At 34.8% G+C, this 17721-nt stretch carries 19 protein-coding genes; 15 read left to right on the forward strand and 4 right to left on the reverse strand.

Annotated elements, in window-relative coordinates:
• Nucleotides 1-122: 122 nt before the first annotated feature.
• From ABE048_RS06215 to ABE048_RS06235, 5 genes are all read left to right on the forward strand, one after another.
• The gene (locus ABE048_RS06215) at nucleotides 123-503 is read left to right on the forward strand and encodes a GntR family transcriptional regulator (RefSeq protein ID WP_430309933.1); all 381 of its coding nucleotides are present in this window, start codon (nucleotides 123-125) and stop codon (nucleotides 501-503) included.
• 10 nt (nucleotides 504-513) lie between these two features.
• Nucleotides 514-1614 (forward strand): DUF1648 domain-containing protein, encoded by a 1101-nt coding sequence (locus ABE048_RS06220; protein WP_430309935.1) that lies wholly within the window; start codon nucleotides 514-516, stop codon nucleotides 1612-1614.
• Between the two features lie 76 nt (nucleotides 1615-1690).
• Nucleotides 1691-2368 (forward strand): response regulator transcription factor, encoded by a 678-nt coding sequence (locus ABE048_RS06225; RefSeq protein WP_430309936.1) that lies wholly within the window; start codon nucleotides 1691-1693, stop codon nucleotides 2366-2368.
• The gene (locus ABE048_RS06230; protein ID WP_430309937.1) at nucleotides 2365-3738 is read left to right on the forward strand and encodes a sensor histidine kinase; all 1374 of its coding nucleotides are present in this window, start codon (nucleotides 2365-2367) and stop codon (nucleotides 3736-3738) included. The genes ABE048_RS06225 and ABE048_RS06230 overlap by 4 nt, the downstream gene beginning before the upstream one ends.
• An 84-nt stretch (nucleotides 3739-3822) precedes the next feature.
• The gene (locus ABE048_RS06235; protein WP_430309938.1) at nucleotides 3823-4224 is read left to right on the forward strand and encodes a hypothetical protein; all 402 of its coding nucleotides are present in this window, start codon (nucleotides 3823-3825) and stop codon (nucleotides 4222-4224) included.
• A 72-nt stretch (nucleotides 4225-4296) separates the two neighbouring features.
• Here ABE048_RS06235 and ABE048_RS06240 read toward each other — a convergent pair whose 3' ends face one another.
• The gene (locus ABE048_RS06240) at nucleotides 4297-5070 is read right to left on the reverse strand and encodes a FixH family protein (protein ID WP_430309940.1); all 774 of its coding nucleotides are present in this window, start codon (nucleotides 5068-5070) and stop codon (nucleotides 4297-4299) included.
• 79 nt (nucleotides 5071-5149) lie between these two features.
• Nucleotides 5150-6040, reverse strand: coding sequence for an EamA family transporter (locus tag ABE048_RS06245; protein ID WP_430309941.1), 891 nt, complete (start codon nucleotides 6038-6040; stop codon nucleotides 5150-5152).
• A gap of 156 nt (nucleotides 6041-6196) precedes the next feature.
• Here ABE048_RS06245 and ABE048_RS06250 point away from each other — a divergent pair, with 156 nt between their 5' ends.
• Entirely contained in the window at nucleotides 6197-6889 is a 693-nt protein-coding gene (locus ABE048_RS06250) for a Crp/Fnr family transcriptional regulator (RefSeq protein ID WP_430309943.1), read from the forward strand.
• Between the two features lie 111 nt (nucleotides 6890-7000).
• Here the strand turns inward: ABE048_RS06250 and ABE048_RS06255 are convergent, their stop codons facing one another.
• Nucleotides 7001-7564: an N-acetyltransferase family protein gene (locus ABE048_RS06255; protein ID WP_430309944.1), complete on the reverse strand. Its 564-nt coding sequence runs from the start codon at nucleotides 7562-7564 to the stop codon at nucleotides 7001-7003.
• 202 nt (nucleotides 7565-7766) lie between these two features.
• Here ABE048_RS06255 and ABE048_RS06260 point away from each other — a divergent pair, with 202 nt between their 5' ends.
• Both ABE048_RS06260 and ABE048_RS06265 read left to right on the forward strand, forming a co-directional pair.
• A complete protein-coding gene (locus ABE048_RS06260) occupies nucleotides 7767-8723 on the forward strand; it encodes a carbohydrate kinase family protein (RefSeq protein WP_430309946.1) in 957 nt (318 codons plus the stop codon).
• Between the two features lie 2 nt (nucleotides 8724-8725).
• Nucleotides 8726-9142 (forward strand): protein-tyrosine phosphatase family protein, encoded by a 417-nt coding sequence (locus ABE048_RS06265; RefSeq protein ID WP_430309948.1) that lies wholly within the window; start codon nucleotides 8726-8728, stop codon nucleotides 9140-9142.
• Between the two features lie 268 nt (nucleotides 9143-9410).
• On the opposite strand, the gene ABE048_RS06270 is transcribed toward ABE048_RS06265, so the two are convergent.
• Entirely contained in the window at nucleotides 9411-10142 is a 732-nt protein-coding gene (locus ABE048_RS06270) for a DUF421 domain-containing protein (RefSeq protein ID WP_430309949.1), read from the reverse strand.
• Between the two features lie 159 nt (nucleotides 10143-10301).
• Between ABE048_RS06270 and ABE048_RS06275 the strand changes: the two genes are divergently transcribed.
• The 7 genes from ABE048_RS06275 to ABE048_RS06305 all read left to right on the forward strand — a co-directional run bounded on the left by ABE048_RS06275 (nucleotide 10302) and on the right by ABE048_RS06305 (nucleotide 17713).
• Nucleotides 10302-11495, forward strand: coding sequence for an MFS transporter (locus ABE048_RS06275; RefSeq protein WP_430310037.1), 1194 nt, complete (start codon nucleotides 10302-10304; stop codon nucleotides 11493-11495).
• A 191-nt stretch (nucleotides 11496-11686) separates the two neighbouring features.
• The gene (locus ABE048_RS06280; protein WP_430309950.1) at nucleotides 11687-12337 is read left to right on the forward strand and encodes an SIMPL domain-containing protein; all 651 of its coding nucleotides are present in this window, start codon (nucleotides 11687-11689) and stop codon (nucleotides 12335-12337) included.
• Between the two features lie 80 nt (nucleotides 12338-12417).
• Nucleotides 12418-13716, forward strand: a complete 1299-nt coding sequence (locus tag ABE048_RS06285; protein WP_430309952.1) for a M48 family metallopeptidase — start codon at nucleotides 12418-12420, stop codon at nucleotides 13714-13716.
• A gap of 198 nt (nucleotides 13717-13914) precedes the next feature.
• On the forward strand, nucleotides 13915-14532 hold the full coding sequence (locus ABE048_RS06290; protein WP_430309953.1) for an NAD(P)-dependent oxidoreductase: 618 nt from the start codon (nucleotides 13915-13917) through the stop codon (nucleotides 14530-14532).
• A 32-nt stretch (nucleotides 14533-14564) separates the two neighbouring features.
• Nucleotides 14565-15233 carry an ankyrin repeat domain-containing protein gene (locus ABE048_RS06295; protein ID WP_430309954.1) on the forward strand — a complete coding sequence of 223 codons (669 nt, stop codon included), beginning with the start codon at nucleotides 14565-14567 and terminating at the stop codon, nucleotides 15231-15233.
• A gap of 216 nt (nucleotides 15234-15449) precedes the next feature.
• Nucleotides 15450-16772 carry a hypothetical protein gene (locus ABE048_RS06300; protein WP_430309955.1) on the forward strand — a complete coding sequence of 441 codons (1323 nt, stop codon included), beginning with the start codon at nucleotides 15450-15452 and terminating at the stop codon, nucleotides 16770-16772.
• A 203-nt stretch (nucleotides 16773-16975) separates the two neighbouring features.
• Nucleotides 16976-17713, forward strand: a complete 738-nt coding sequence (locus ABE048_RS06305; protein WP_430309956.1) for a sulfite exporter TauE/SafE family protein — start codon at nucleotides 16976-16978, stop codon at nucleotides 17711-17713.
• Nucleotides 17714-17721 lie beyond the last annotated feature (8 nt).

Consider the following 17721-nt stretch of genomic DNA (forward strand, 5'->3'; position numbering starts at 1 on the left):
TATTCAGTTGTGCTTTTTTTATTGTAACATTTTTAGTTTTTAGGATTTAAGTTTCTGATAACATGTGACTTTTTTTCTTAATGCTTTGTTATAATATATATAGAACAGATTGGAGCGATTAAATGTTTATTCAAATTGAACCCAATACAGATGTCCCTATATATACCCAATTAACACAACAAATCATTGAGGGTATTGCCAATGGAGATATAAAATCAGGTGAATCGCTACCTTCTGTACGATCACTTGCTGCCGATTTAGGTGTTAATATGCATACAGTTAATAAAAGCTATCATGAATTAGAGAAAAAAGGGCTGATTTCAATTCTGCCGAAATCAGGTGCAAGTGTGAATGCATTTAATGAGAAGGGCAAAGTTAGTCCACAGCAGTTAGACTACATGGAAAAATTACTTCGACCTGCAGTGGCTGAAGGTATTGTCTATGGTTTAGAGATGAATGATTTTGAAGAGATAATTCAAAGGATTATAAAAAAACTGCAATAGGAGGCTAGTTATGATTGGTTTCTGGATTTCATTTATTATGATATGTTTTGTTGGAATAGTTCAAATATTTATACCTTATCTTTTAAAAAAGACAGTAGTATTTGGCGTTACGATTCCTGCTTCGCATTTAGAGGACCAATTGGTTATGCAAGCGAAAAAAATCTATAGTATCGCTATAGCAAGTATTTGGCTGCTTTTGTTAGTTGGTTATAGCATTTGGTCGATTCTCGTAATTCAAAGTGAGGATCTTCAAATCATTGTTGGCACAGCAATAATGTTTCTCCTAATGATAATAAGTATGTTATTCTATGCATATTTTCATCGGAAATTGAGAATAAAGAAGCAACAACATCAATGGGGAGCGGATTTAACAGAAGTAAAGGTAGTAGATACTTCATTACGTGAGCAGGATGAGATGCTGCCACTTTCTTATTTTATAAGTCTAGCTTTTGTTCCAGTAATATTAATTATTTATACGTACTTTCAATATTCTCTTCTACCTGAACAGATTCCAACACATTGGGGACCAAACGGAGAACCTGATGCTTTTACGGAAAAGAATCGCTTTTCAGTCATTTCGTTACCGCTTATTATGTTGATTATGCAAGCATTGTTTGCTGCTTTAACTGAAGGAACGAAGCGTTCTGGTATGAAGATAAGTGTTATTAATCGTGAAAAATCAGCTCATAAACAATTAGTGAAAAGAAAATACACTAGTTGGTTTATGTTTTTAACAGCTTTCCTTATTACCATCTTATTTAGTTTTCTACAGTTAACAACTATTCATCATGGCATAGTAGGAAATGGTATTATGCTGACTATATTTATAACATTTATATTAGTGATCTTAATAGGTAGTATTATTTTTTCAGTCAAAGTAAGTAATTTAGAAGAAATCGGAGATCACTCTAGTTTTTCAGGTGGTATTACCGATGTAGATGATGATCGTTATTGGAAGGGCGGATTATTCTATTTTAATAAAGACGATCCATCGCTTTTTGTAGAAAAAAGATTTGGGATTGGATGGACCATCAATTTTGCTAGACCAATGGGCTATTTAATCGTATTTGTACCAATCATCATCATATTATTTATCGGATTTTTTGCATAAGTTGAGCCGTTAGGTATAGTCCTAACGGCTCCTTCGCTAAAATGGAAGAAAAAGACTGGGAAATGGAGCAATTGAAGTGTCTAAAATTTTAATTGTAGATGATGATAAGAATATTTTAGATTTAGTACGTATTCATTTAACACAAGCTGGTTATCTAGTATTAAAGGCGGAAAACGGTATACAGGCATTAGGTATTTTAGAAACAGAAATACCTGATTTGGCAGTAGTAGATGTGATGATGCCTGGAATGAATGGATATGAACTGACAAAACGTATACGTGAGAAATTAGATTTGCCGATATTGCTACTAACAGCAAAAGGCGAATTGGAAGATAAGGAGAAGGGGTTTATAGCTGGTTCAGATGATTATATGGTAAAGCCCTTTGAACCTAAAGAGCTCTTATACCGTATTGCAGCAATCCTACGTCGTTACGATAAACCTAGTGATGCTATACTGCGGGTAGGTTCTGTTACGATTAATCGGAAAAGTTTCGAAGTCTCTGCTGGTCAAAGCACTTTATTTATGCCATTAAAAGAATTTGAGGTATTTACTTTACTTGCTTCCCGTCCAAATCAAGTGTTTGAAAGAGCAGACATTATGGAAAAGGTATGGGGATTTGATTATGAAGGGGATGAGCAAACATTAAATACGCATATTAAACGAATACGCGAACGATTAGGGAAAATTGTAACAGATGTAGAAATCGTAACGATTCGTGGAATTGGTTATAAGCTAGAGGTGCATCCAAAATGAAATCCTTGTACAGCAAGTTTTTATTAGCAACCATTTTAATTATGTTTTTAAGCTCGATCGCTGGGTTTTTAATTACGAACACATACTATCATCAAGTAACAAAGCCTAAAAATGATGCAAAAAACGTAGCAATTGCTCAGTCAATTATTAAACATATTAATGAGGTGCCAGATCTTAATTTAGATCATTATTTAAATACAATTGGTGATGTGGGGTACCAAATTTATCTTGTTGATGATCATAACATGCATAAATTTTATGGTGGAAATTATCGTGTGAAAGATTTACCTGTATCAACTATTCAAAATGTTCTTGATGGGAAGATCTATCATGGTATGCGCGATTTCCCAAGAGAAACCTTTGTAACAGGCTTCTTTGCCAATCATATGTCGAATACAGTCGGTGTTCCATTCCAATATCATCATAAAAACTACGCGATGTTTTTAAGACCGGACATAAAGCTATTATTTAATGAAGTGCATACAATTATGGGTGGATGGACTCTCTCTATGGGCATTATTAGTTTAGTAGCAATGTTGTATTTTGCGAAATTATTGATTAGACCAATCACAGAACTTACCTCAGCAACAAAGCGTATTGCAAATGAACGATTCGATACGCCACTGAAAATTGAGAGGAAAGATGAAATTGGGCAACTTGCAACAAGTTTTAATACGATGATGAGCCAATTACAAGAAAATGAATTGATACGGAAAGAGTTTATCAGCAATGTTTCGCATGATTTTCAGTCACCGTTACTTAACATTCAAGGGTATGCAGGATTGTTAAAGGAAAAACATATTACTGATGAGGAACGCCAAAATTACGCAGCTATTATTGAGTCTGAAACGCATCGATTATCGACACTTACAAAGCAGCTATTATTATTGACCTCGCTTGATCAATCATCGCGTCGTATGGTGAGAAAGGAGTATTCGCTGGATCAACAATTGAAAACGACGATACAAAAATATCGTTGGTGGTTGGATGAGGAAGGGATTAATCTTTCTATGACTTTAGAGCCAACTACTTTTAATGGTGATGCTGGTCTATTAGAAAATGTTTGGGAGAATTTATTGACCAATGCGATAAAATATAACCATCTAAATGGGGATATTCAAATTTCACTGGAATCAACTATACAGGAAGTAATTGTGCGAATACAGGATACAGGGATTGGTATGAGCGATGTGACAAAGAAACAGTTATTTGAACGTTTTTATCGTGCGGATGAATCGCGTACAAAAGATGGTACAGGACTGGGGCTATCTATTGTAGAGCAAGTTGTCCATCTACATGAAGGTCATATAGAGGTGATAAGTAAGCTTGGCAAGGGGACGACCTTTATCATTACACTTCCACATTTGTAATATAGCGTTCATATAGAGTTCATATTCAACCATTATATTTACACTATAGCATTAAAAGTTTGAATTCTATGGAGGTAAAACATGATGGAAAGAAAATGGGGTATTCGTTTAATTCGCTTAGCTGCAATTTTTGGTTTAATTGGTGCCTTTTTAGGTTCTCATATGGCTGGTTCAGGTAGTTATCAATTTCGCCCAATCCATGCACATATTCTAGTGGTTGGCTGGCTTTCTGTTTTTGCATGGGGAATTTTCTATAGCGTATTTAAAATTAAGTCCACTAAATTAGTAGCTATTCATGGTTGGACAGCAATTATTGGTTCAATTGGTTTAACTGTTGGTATGTGGTTAAATACATTAAAACCATTCGGAATTAATGATACATTTGCATTAATCTTTTATATTGTTGGTGGCACAATTTTGTTAATTAGTTTTGGGGTATTTATTATCTCAACATTTATGATTGATTCTAGCTCTAATAGAAAATAGCAATAGTAAAGCCTGAATGGAAAACAATTTCCATTCAGGCTTTTTAGTGTGATAAAAAATATGGATATAATGTTATTTTACAATAAACTCTTTCACTTCATGTGAATGTAGACCTTCATCATTTTCAACATGGAGTTTAAGTTGATATTTCCCTGCTTGTGTAAATGTATATTTACCTTCATATGTGCCATTAGAAGTTTCTTCTAAAGTAATCCATGTTGGCTTTCCACCTTTAAATTGCGGAAGAACTTGATAATGTACACTTGCCTTAGATAATGCTTTGCCATCATGTTTTAAAGAGACACTTAGATTAATCTCTTTGTCTTTCGCTACAGTATGCTTATGATTGTATGTGATGGCTACATCATGATGATGATCATGTTCTTCTGTAGCTGATTCAGTTGTGGATTTATGGTCATTGTGTGTAGCATGTTCTGAAGATGTAGCATCTTTTGCAACAGTCATGTCTGCGTTTGGCATTGCATGTCCACCATCTTTTGCAGAAATATGTGCTGTGATTTTATATTTACCTGCATCTTTCACATCATAAGAAGCAACATATGCATCATCTTGTAATTTAGCGGTTACCATTTTATCAGAATTTGTGTCATTGTTTTTAACTTCAAATGCAACATCTTCAGCATTTGTAACAGCTTTACCATCTTGTGTTACATCAACTTTTAATTCAACTTTGTCACCAATTTTTGCTGTTTCAGGAACAGTTAAAGTCGCCTTTATTGGTGCTGCTTCTTTTTTCGTATCGTTTGTTGTATTTGTGTTATTATTACATGCTGCAAGAGCTGTAGTTGTTGCTAATGCCATGAATAACATTGCTATTTTTTTCATTAAAAAAACTCCCTTCTAGTTGCATAAATCATTGTAGCAAAATAAGAAAGGGAGTTTGCGAAATAAGTGTGAAGTCGTGCTATTTAGCAGGCCTTTTTTGTAAAATGGTTGGTAAAGTCATGCCCACTAATACTAAAACAATACCACCTACTTGAAGCAACGTTAGTTTTTCGTGAAGTACAATGACAGAAGCAATAATAGCTACTGGAAGCTCCATCGCACTTAAAATAGATGCTAGTCCCCCTCCAACTTTAGGAACAGAGATAGTAAATAGTAGTATCGGTAAAATGATTCCGAAGAAACCAAGAGCTAGACCAAAGTATAATAGTTCAGATCCAAATAATTTTCCGTTAATCATAATTTCTGGTGCTTGGAATACACAAACAATAAGCATAGCAAAGAATGACATAATCGTCATACGACCAATTGTTGATATTCCCTCAACTGGTTTTGAATTGAATTGCATAAAGCAAGCAAAGCTAAGTGCGGATGCCAAACCAAATACCCATCCACGCCAATCGAGCCCACTTAAATCCACATCTAAAATTCCTGCGGCAAAAATTGTACCGATGACAAGGAATACAACGGAGATTAACTCACTACGTGTTGGTCGTCGACGACGAATTATGCAATCTAAAAATAGACCAATCCAAGTAAATTGGAATAGCATAACAACTGCAAGGGAAGCAGGTAGGTAGTGTACAGCTTGTCCATAAACAATCCCTGTGTTCCCAGTTAATAATCCAGAAAGCATAATTATTAAAAATCCTTTACCAGTTAACTTCGGCAAAGAACGTTGAGTAATGATGAATAAGACTAATGCAAGCAAGAAACCGATTACATATTGGCTAGTAACAGCTTCCTTCGTTTCAAAGCCATGTTGCATAGCAACTTTGATGATTGTAGATAAAATTCCATATGAGCTCGATCCAATAACAATCAGCAATGGATATATTAAATTTTTGTTCATATTAACACTCCTGTATATAAAAATACTAAAGAAGAATTATAACATGAATAGCAATTTTCTTAGAACAAAACGCTACTTTGTGTTTTTTTTACTTCAACCATCATAACAACTCAAATTATAATGAAAAAGGACATATGTCCAAAAGGGAGATATTATATGAAAATTATTGAGGATTCGACAGTGCTTCATAAAAAATTAACTGAATATAAGTTTCAGGAGATCTTCGGAGATGTTGATACACAACCATTTTCCCTTCAAAGCTATGAGGCAGGAGAGATTATATTACATGAGGGAATAGAACTACATTCATTGCTCTACTTAGTAGAGGGTAAGGTAAAAGCAACCTCAAGTGTAGAAACAGGCAAATCTCTATTGTTACGATTTAATCATCCACTTGCAATTATTGGTGATATCGAGCTAGTACGTCATGTGCCGGTACAATCACAAATAACAGCCGTAACAGAGTGCTTATGTATCGCTTTACCGTTTGATTATATATACAATTTTGAGATGAAAAATCCATTGTTTTTACAGGATCTTTTGAAACATTTAAGCTATAAGCTCCAAACAGGTACAATTGCGTCTCGTGTTAATTTACTTGCATCGGTGGAAAATCGTTTTGCAAGTTATTTATTGTCCACAACCACGCCAGATAATGAGTTTGGCCTGGAGTTACAAACAACCAATATTGGAGAAATTGCCGATTTACTCGGTACATCACATCGACATGTAAATCGAGTGATTCGTAATTTATGCGAGCGAGGGATTATTGAAAAAAGTCGATTTTCTATACGTATCTTAAATAATCAAGTGTTAGAGGAAATGTCGCAGGGGATTCGGTATGAATGAAATATAGTGAAATTCTTTAGTAAAATTAAATACAAAAATATTTAATTAATATGAAGAACAAAAGACAGGTAATTTGCCTGTCTTTTGTTAAATCTAGTGTCCTGGAAAGGATTAAACTTCCTTCACCATATGATCAAATTCTTCTCCTATAATCGTCCAAGGTTCTGAGAATACAAATCCCATTTTCTCATATAGATGTCGAGCACGTTCTTTTGGTTTCTCAACGCTTAAGGAAACTTTATGATAGCCTTTTTCCTTCGCTACAATATCAGCATATTTTAATAATACTGTACCTACGCCTTGACCACGGAATTGTTGTGCTGTGCAAATTGTATCAATATAGAACTCATCAGTTCGTGCCTCGACTTCTATACTTTGAATTGTTGCACCTTTTGCGGTTAACCATTTTTCAAGATTATTATCTAGTGTAGGTGCTTGATCTCCACCATAGACAACCATGATACCAGCCACTTCACCAGCGATTTCAGCTACGTAAGTGTTTTTATAAGAATGTCTGTTATCTGTGCGTTTAAATAACACTTCTAATTCAGTTAGAATAGCTTGAAGCTCATCTTCACCTGTAAGGCGATTAGCGATTTCACCGATGGCATCAATGATTAAAGGTGCTGCATATGTGGCATCTGTTAATTGTGCAGGTCTTACAGTAATCTCCATATCTATCAGACTCCTTTAGAACCTAGTATAGCAAAGGTAAGGAACATTTGCTTAGGTTAGATATAATTTGAAGAATTTATCCAAATAACAGTGAATTTTTTCGCATCTTATGATTTTTTACCTAAATTATTTCATTAGATACTTTTGTGTTGTCAGACTTCATGGTACGATAGGAGGAAGATATTTGTGAAGGAGCTTCGAAATGTTAGAATCCAATAAAGAATTCGTTCTCGTCTATGGGGATGCATTCGTTGATTTTATAGCTAATGATACTACGAATACGTCGTTTACTAAGTTTTTGGGTGGAGCAACTGTGAATGTGGCTGCTGGTATCAGCCGAATAGGTGCACCTTCTGCATTGATCACTTTAACAGGGGATGATGAAACGTCTGATTTTGTTCGTTATGAATTAGACAACGAAGGCGTCATTATGGATTACGCAAAAATCATTCCAGAAAAACGAGTAAGTGGAGTGCATGTTCATTTAACTGAAGGAAATGAACGAATTTTTACAGATTATATAGATGAAACACCAGATCTCCAAGTGGAAAAAGAATATTTACAAGAAGAAGCGTTTAAACGTGCCTCTATTTTCAATTTTTGCTCTAATACGATGTTCCATCCTATCGCATTAGAAACTACAAAAAAAGCTATTTCATTTGCGAAAAAACACAAAGTACTTGTGGCAATGGATGCGAATATTCGTCCACTTAGATGGGAAAGCCCACAAATTTGTCATGATACAATTTCTATTTTCTTGAAAGATGCCGATTTATTGAAACTAGCAGATGAAGAACTATTTTTCTTAACACAAACAGATACATTAGAAGATGGCATTCAAGCTTTGAAACATTTTGATATCCCACTGATTATGATAACTGTTGGTGAAAAGGGTGCATATGTAGTATTTAATGAGGAAATTAAGCAAGTTCCTTCTATTAAAATTGACTGTGTGGATACAACAGGTGCAGGTGATGCATTTATGGCAGGTATCCTTCGTCAAGTTCACTTATATGGTATGCCAAAATCAATGGCCACTGCTTATCAATACGTTCATTTTGCGAACAAGCTAGGTGCTTACGCAGCAACAAAGGCCGGTGCTATTACAGCAATGCCACATTATGAAGAAATCAAAGAATTACTTCACGAAGAGGGATAGATATGGAGAAAAACTATCAAGAATTAGTAAAAAATCGAATTTTCTTTGGAGGAGCAGCTGATGCTGAAGCAGCTATTGCAAACGAAAATATTGATGTAGTAATTGATTTACGAGTAGCAGAGCCAGGGAAAGTAAATTATACACGAATTCATGCACCTCTTGCAGATGAGGAAGCAGAAATAGTACCATCTATTAAGAATGCGGTAAATGAAGTGATGAATGCTTATCATGATGACAAAAAGGTTTTCTTTCATTGTGGTAGCGGAAGTGGCCGTGCTGGCACGATGGCAACGGCAACGTTACTAGAACTTGGACAAGCGAAAACGGTAGAAGAAGCGGAACAAATAGCAAAAACAATTCGCTCGAAAGTAAATGTACGAGAACCGATGAAAAAAGCATTACTAGAAATTTATGAATAAATCCGTATTTGAAAAAATAAATATAATGATTCTGTTATTACACGTTTAGTTGATTGGAGCGAAGATGGCTCCACCCACGGAAAGCTTCCATGGAAATCAACAGTTTAATAGAAAAAAAAACGTAGAAAACGCGAATTTCTTCGAGTTTGTCTACAGTCAAAAGGAGTTGTACTTTACGGGTACAACTCCTTTTTGGCATAAAAGAATGTCGATTCATTATTGTTATTTCCTGGGGAATTCTAGGGAATCATATATATTGATGGCTCATTTACTCGGATTTGTCATTTTGGCTTGCTTTATTTTCTTCTCGAGTACATATATATAAAGAGCCATTAGGTTGAAGTTGTGCATAAAATACTTCTTCGATATTTTCTATATTTTTTTTCTTAAGCTTTTTCATTAGTAAATCCTCTGTTAAATTCATTTCCTCCATTGTATTCCACACAATATGTCCATCCGCGATTACCTCAATAGGAATATGAGGTGGTATGGAAACGTCTGCTTTTACATCTTGTTTTGTAGATGATTGTTCTGCAGGTTTTTTTAAGATACTAAGTTGGCCATTTGTTTCTAATATTGCATAGTGAACATCTTGGATAGAGAAAACGGATTGCTCGCGAAGCATCATAAGAAGGTCATCCATGTGAAGTTTAGATGTTTTCATTGCTTGAACAGAAAGCTCACCGTTTTTAATAATAACAGTTGGGCTACCATCCACAATATTACGAAGTTTTGAGGATTTTAGTGCGACCATACTTGCGATAATTGTTAATATTACCCACCATATTAATGAAATCATACCATCAATAAATGGAGTTTCTTCCACTGAAGCGACTTGAGCTGCTGTAGACCCAATGGTAATACCGGTAATATAGTGGAAATAAGTGAGTTGGCTTAATTGTTTTTTACCGAGTAGACGTGCTAAAAAAAGCAATACTATAAAGGAAAGAGTTGTTCTAAGTATCATTTCCCAGAAGTTCACTTCAAAAAAGTTCTCCATTTTTTATTCACTCCTCTTTCTAATCGCAATTAGTATGAACAAGAAAAAAGGGAATATTCTCGTATTAAGTGATGAATAGTATTAAAAAATTGTTATAATTAAAATACTTAAAATATTGGAATTTAAAGGAAGTGAGAATTTATCGTGTCAACGACAACAATGGCAAGGTCCACTTTAGGGAATCCTATTTATCCTATCATGGTTGCAATTGGGATTTGCCATCTATTTAATGATACGTTGCAGGCAGTAGTCCCTGCGATGTTTCCAGTATTAGAAAAAGAAATTGGTTTAACATTTACACAATTAGGCCTCATTACGTTTGTATTAAATATGGTATCTTCTGTATTACAACCAGTTGTTGGTTTTTTTAGTGATCGTAATCCCAAACCATATGCACTGCCACTAGGAATGTCTTGTACATTTGTAGGTCTTTTGGGAATTGCTATTGCTTCGAATTATTGGATGATTCTATTGTCTGTTATTTTTTTAGGTTTAGGTTCTGCTATTTTCCATCCAGAAGGTTCAAAAGTTAGCTTTATGGCAGCGGGATCAAAACGGGGACTATCTCAATCCATTTACCAAGTTGGTGGAAACTCTGGACAAGCATTAGCACCACTGATTAGCGCATTTGTTCTTGTACCATTTGGTCAAATTGGTGCAGCTTGGTTTTTAATCGTAGCAGCTGTTGGAATTCTTCTGCTGTCAAGAATATCTGTATGGTATAAAAAACAATTAGAAGAAGAAAGTGTAGCAAAAACAAAAAAAGTATTGGTTTCTAATTTGCCTACTTTATCGAAAAAGCAAATAGGAATTGCGATTGGTCTATTAATGGGAGTTATTTTTATCCGCTCATTTTATGTTACGAATATGACCAACTTTTATATATTTTATTTAATGGATAAATATCATTTAACGATTCAAAAAGGTCAATTATTGATCTTTATCTTCCTTGCAATTGGCGCTGTTGGAACATTCTTTGGTGGTCCAATGGCTGATCGAATGGGGAGAAAAAATGTGATATTGTTATCATTTTTAGTTCCAATGCCATTAGCACTTATGCTGCCATATATACCTTTATGGTTAGTTATAATATTTCTTGCTGTAATAGGATTTTTCATTATGTTAAGTTTTTCTGTTACGGTTATTTACGCTCAAGAATTGGTGCCAAGTAAAGTTGGTACGATGGCTGGTTTAACGGTGGGACTTGCCTTTGGCATGGGCGCCATTGGTTCAGTTGTTATTGGTATGATGATGGACCATTATGGAATTTTAACTACGATGATTTTTATTTCAGTGTTACCCATTTTTTCATTTGTTGCATTTTGGCTCCCTGCGGATCATAAAACAGCATAGGAATTGCAAAATAAAGTTTCGATAGAGAAAACAGGATATTTTTTCGTCGAAGCTTTTCTTTTTTGTTGTGGACGTTTCGACACAAAACCGTAAAATTATTGGTCAAACGATTTAAAAAAATTTCAATGACAAGTTTTCAATAAAAAAAGCATAGGATAAGCAGTATGAATAAATATGGAAGGTGGAATCCTGTGTATAATCAAAACGTTCACCAAAAGCCATGTGATCCATTACGTATCATAACTGTAAAGGGAAATGGAGAAGTTACTGCTACTCCAAATTATGTCCAACTTCAGGTGGAAGTTATTACGAATGGTAAAACGGTGAGTGATGCAGCGGGAGAAAATGCTGTGACGATGGATCGTGTTATTCAATCGCTTTTGGCACTTGGCATCCCACGAGAAGATATACAAACAGCATCTTATACTATTTCTCCAAAATATGACTATATTGAAGGTAAACAAGTTTTTAGAGGATATGAAGTAACGAATACCATTACTGTAAAGATAAGAGATGTTAGTCAAGTAGGTACTGTCATAGATACTGCAGTAAAAAACGGTGCAAATAGTGTTTCGGGAATTCAATTCAAAGTTGAACATTCAGAACAGTATTATCATGAGGCTTTATCTTTGGCCCTTCGAGATGCACAATCAAAAGCAAATACGATAGCTGAGACAATGCACTTACATAATCCCCCAACACCAATTGAGATTATCGAAGAGGGAGCTAATGAGCCTATATTATACAAATCCGCTGCTTTCGCGAGTCAGAGTGTTACAACACCAATTGAACAAGGGGTAATAACAATTAGTGCAATATTAAGAGTTAAATTTCAATACTAATGATGTTGGTAAATTCGTTCTATATTTTTTTCTTACGACTACATTAAAATATAGGACAGACTGAACAAGGTGGAGATGACATGGCAAAGAAAATGGGTTTTATAGCTCTAGTGTTGTATGCGATATATGCTGTAGGAATGTATTTTTATATTTTCCATAGTGGTAGTGGAGAGATACCTGCAGCATTGAAGGGGACTGTTGCAGACCCAGCAGTATTTATGACACAACACGAATTATTGTTGAGCGAGGAATTTTCAAAAATTAGAAATTTCCTATTTTTTGTAGCGACACCATTTGAGTGGCTAATCTATTTATTTGTTTTACTTGCTGGTCTTTCTCAATTGTTTGAAAAATGGTCAGTTTCGCGTGCTAAGTCAACACTTTTCCAAACGATCATTTATGTATTTTGGCTATCACTTCTTATGTATATCGTATTATGGCCATTGGATTTTTACAGATATCATTTAAGTAAAGACTATGGGATAAGCACTCAGACTTTTCCTTCATGGATGAAGGATGGATTAATTGATTTTGGGGTTAATTTTGTAACGTCAGTAATAGTAATGACAGTTGTTTATTGGCTAATTAAAAAAAGCACAAAGAGATGGTGGCTATATGCTTGGCTGTTATCCATTCCGTTTTCAATTTTTGTCATGTTTGTGCAACCGGTAGTAATTGACCCTTTATATAATGATTTTTATCCATTACAAAATAAAGAATTAGAAGCCAAAATTCTAGCATTAGCAGACCAAGCGAATATTCCATCGGACCATGTCTATGAAGTAAATATGGCAGAAAAGACGAATGCTATGAATGCCTATGTTACAGGAATCGGAAGGAATTCGCGAATTGTATTATGGGATACGACATTAAATCGATTAACAGATAGAGAAATTCTTTTCATCATGGCACATGAAATGGGGCACTATGTAGAAAAGCATATTTATATCGGAATAGCTTGTTATATACTACTATCATTTGTTGGTCTTTGGCTTGCAGCGAAAATGATGAATTGGATTATTGCACGTTATGGAAAAGCATTAAAAATTAACAAAATAGGCAATCTTCGTTCGATGCCATTATTTTTACTAGTTACCTCTTTTCTGTTATTTGCATCTAGTCCGTTATCGAATTATATTTCGAGATATCAGGAATCAAGAGCCGACAACTATGCACTAGAATTAACAGGAGATCATATGGCAGCTGTTACCTCATTCCAAAAGCTTACGAAGGCTGGTTTAAGTGAAGTAAATCCACCACTCCTTGTAAAATGGTTCCGTTATACACATCCACCGATGTTAGAAAGAATTTATAAGGTATATGATAAAAATCAAGATGTAGAGCAAGAGAAAAAAGAAGAACGAAAGAAAAATAAATAGACAAAGGCTGTTCAAGAGTAACTATGTAAACTCTTGAACAGCCTTTTTTAAAGGTGTGGAATATGAATTATGTTAGAATCAGCATCGCTTTCCGATGGCGAACAGCCGAGCCCTTTGCCCAATAGCCACATCATTTTATAAGAAATACACGCAATGATAAAATAATGACTAGATAGAAGCTAGGAGGGAAAATTCTATATGAAGCTGGCTATTTTAGGAGCAACTGGAAGAGTTGGTGGCGAAATGGTACGTTTGGCATTGCAAGATGGACATGAAGTAAAAGCACTTGTACGTACACCATCAAAATTAAAAAACCATGCCAATTTAATCATTCTTCAGGGAAATGTATTTAATGAAGAAGATATTGAAAATACAGTTATTGGTGCCGATGTAGTAATTAGTGCATTAGGTACAGATCGAACAACAACCTTATCAGAAGGTATTCCACATATTATTTCCACGATGAAGAAACATCATATAAAAAGAATCGTCACTATAGGCACGGCAGGAATTTTAGATAGCCGTACGGAACCTGGAAAATTCCGATTTCAATCGAGTGAATCCAAACAGAAATTAACATTTGCTGCTGAGGAACACGCCAAAGTGTATAAAATGCTAGCAGAATCAAATGTGGATTGGACAATCGTATGCCCAACCTACTTACCAGACGGAGAAGCATTAGGAAAATATCGAATAGAAAAAAATAAATTACCTTTGAATGGGGAAAAGATAACAGTAGGTGATACTGCCAAATTTGCGTATGAAGAATGCTTCAAACAACAATTCTTATATACAAGGGTAGGGCTCGCTTATTAAGGAACAGAGCAGATGGGGAATGAGGAGAGTACATGAAAAAAAGTCATAAAGCTGCAATGGCTGCACTATCTTTAGGCTTTGCATTAATGAAATATACCAAAGGTAAAGATGGGCAAATGACGCTCTTGAACGCTGTTCATAAACAAGATTTATATGCAGTAAAAAAACTGATAAGAGCCGGTGCGGATTTAGATCAACAAAATGACAGTGGCCGTACTCCTCTGATGATTGCTACATATAACAATGATGTAGATATCGCTAAAATGTTAATAGATATTGGGGCCGACGTGAATATTCAAGACGATTTGCAAAATACCCCATTTTTATATGCTGCAGCAGAAGGATACTTGAATATTTTGAAACTCATGATACAATCAGGTGCTGACCCTACTGTTACAGATCGCTATGGTAGCACAGCTTTAATACCAGCTGCTGAACATGGCAATCTAGAGGTCTTAAAGTTGTTATTAAACAAAACAGAAATTGATGTAAATCACATAAATAATTTAGGATGGACAGCATTACTCGAAGCAATTATTTTAGGCGATGGGGGTAAAAAATATCAAGAATGCGTACAAATGTTACTGCAACACCAAGCAAATCCGAATATTGCAGATAAAGATGGTGTAACACCAATCGAACATGCAGAAAAACTGGGTTATAAAGAAATTGAAATATTATTGAAGAACTACAAATACTAAAGTGCAGAACTTACCTAATAGCAGGTGAGTTTTGTTTTTTTATATGGAAACTGAAAAATGAAAAAACTGTGAATATTGTAATAAACCAAAGTAATAGCAAAGTAATAGTGAAAAATTCTCTAGTCGCATGTCACAATTATTGATAGAATAATCATAATGCTTTTAAGTATTATTCAATTTGGTCGAAAATTTGAAAAGGGGGCCCTTTAAAAGGACATGAAGGAACATGAGAGTTGGCCTTTACTATCTGTGTCATTCAATGAGCATGATACGCAGAATGACCAAAGAAATCTAGAAAGTAAATTAAATTTCAAAAAAATAGAAAAAATAAAAGAACAATATAAACAAGATGCCGAAAATAGATTGCCTCAACATTTTTCTGCTAATAAGCGCATGAAAGTGCAAGCACTAACAAAGGAAGAAATTGAATCAAATGGTTTACCTAAGGAAATTTTTTGGAAAATGGTTGAATTCAATGTTAGTGCAAGAGGTGGATTATCGTTTGAAAGAATTGCTGCTATTAGCGAACATATAAATTTTTTAGCTTCTGAATATTGCACATATAAAGCCCGAATTCATCGTGATTTTGAAGGGAAAGAGAAAGAACAACAGCTTAAGAAATTAAATGACATTTTAGGTCGTGGCTTTGAACGTCTCTTAAATGCTTATGTTGAAACAGTAGGCACCTTCTTTGAGAGAAATGAGATCAATGATGAAAAAGAGTTAATGAGAAAGTCAATTACCGCTCTATATGAACGTAAAATACAACAATACGAACAATTTATCGGAATCTATCCTGATTATGCTTATATTAAAGGCACCAAAGATGAATGGCTTGAAAGAGATTCATACTTTATGGGAGACATTCTCCGTTTGGTAGTATCTAAGGTCTATTCTCAATGTATTTTATTACCTGAGGATTTATATACTCCTAATGATTTAGCGGCCGCAGGAGCTTTCTATCACTCTGCCCATAAATGGCTTATCAATCAGAAATCAACGGCTGTTAGCGAAGAACAACTTGGAGTAGAACTGGGCTATTTGGGTATGAAATTAGAGGTTCTATCACGTAAAGAAGATCTATCTCTACGTTTGAAAGAAAAACTAAGCAAAGTCTATCAATCATTTACACTGTATAAAATTGAAGATATTAATAAACGTCAAGAAGAGTCCAAACATTATCCATACACACGTCAAAATAATAAATACGCAAAATTAGATGAGCGTGTTATATTGCATTGGGCAACTATTATGCGTAGTCATATACAAGAAGAAAATATTAAATCTGTTTTTCTGGAAGTTTTACCAGCTGCATTTGCAGAATTCCAGAAGAAAGTGGAAGCTGGTAGCCTGCTTGAGCGCTATCAGGAGCAAAATGATTGGGATGAATTTTATGCGGATGCAGAGTTTATTTCTTATCCTGCAGGTAAACCAGATGCCTTCCATTTCAATACAATGATTGAAGATTGGAATCGTTTTGTCGAGAAAATGGCAGTACATCCATCAATGATTTTCACTACTGGGAAAATATTTGACTAATCTATGATAGATATTAACGGGATTATCATATAAACCTGTGGGTACTAATTGTACCCATAGGTTTTTTCCATAATATGAAAAGAACTTAATTAATTTACGCTATAATTAAAGAGCTTATATAAGGAGTTCATACATTCAGTAAGTAAGTCTGATACTGATTGTTAATCTAGGATGACAAACTATACACAAAGTAGGGTGTAAAAATGGAATTTTTGGTTTTTATGATCATTGGATTCTTGGGGAATTTTATCGGGGTATTATGTGGTGGTGGAGGGCTAATTACTTTACCGACAATGCTTCTAATGGGGTTACCTACTCATTCTGCAATTGGAGCAAATAAAGTTTCAAATACTGTTAGTTCTTTTACAAGCTTTCTTGTTATTTTCAAAGAAAAAGAGATAACATTAAAAGAATCGTTTACTGTTCTTATTATGTGTTTGGTCGGTGGGGCTCTTGGTGGAGTCATCGCTTCACTTTTAAGCGATGGCACATTAACAATGATCGCTATTATATTACTGGCCTTCGCATTTGTTACTTCTTTTTTTAGTAAAAGTGATTTTGATGGAGATGCTCTATTTAAGCTTAATAAACTAACAGTTCCTTCATTGCTAGGAATTAGTATGTATGATGGTATGTTCGGTCCAGGTAGTGGCACGCTACAAATGTATTTATATGCACATGAAAAAATTGCTTATATTCGTGCTGTTGGACTTACAAGGGTAGGGGCGTTTGCAGGTTGCTTCGGTTCAGCGATTTCTTACATTGCTACAGGAAAGATTATGTGGGGTTTAACCATTGCTTTAATGATTGGCGCAACAATTGGAGCTCAGGTTGCTGTGCGTGTAGCACGAAAAATGAACACCAAATATGTAAATACACTATTAAGAATGATTACCCTTATTTTAATCATACAAATTGCAATTAGTTATTATAGAGGATAGATGATAAA

The sequence above is a fragment of the Rummeliibacillus pycnus genome (assembly GCF_050459865.1).
GTDB lineage: Bacteria > Bacillota > Bacilli > Bacillales_A > Planococcaceae > Rummeliibacillus > Rummeliibacillus pycnus_B.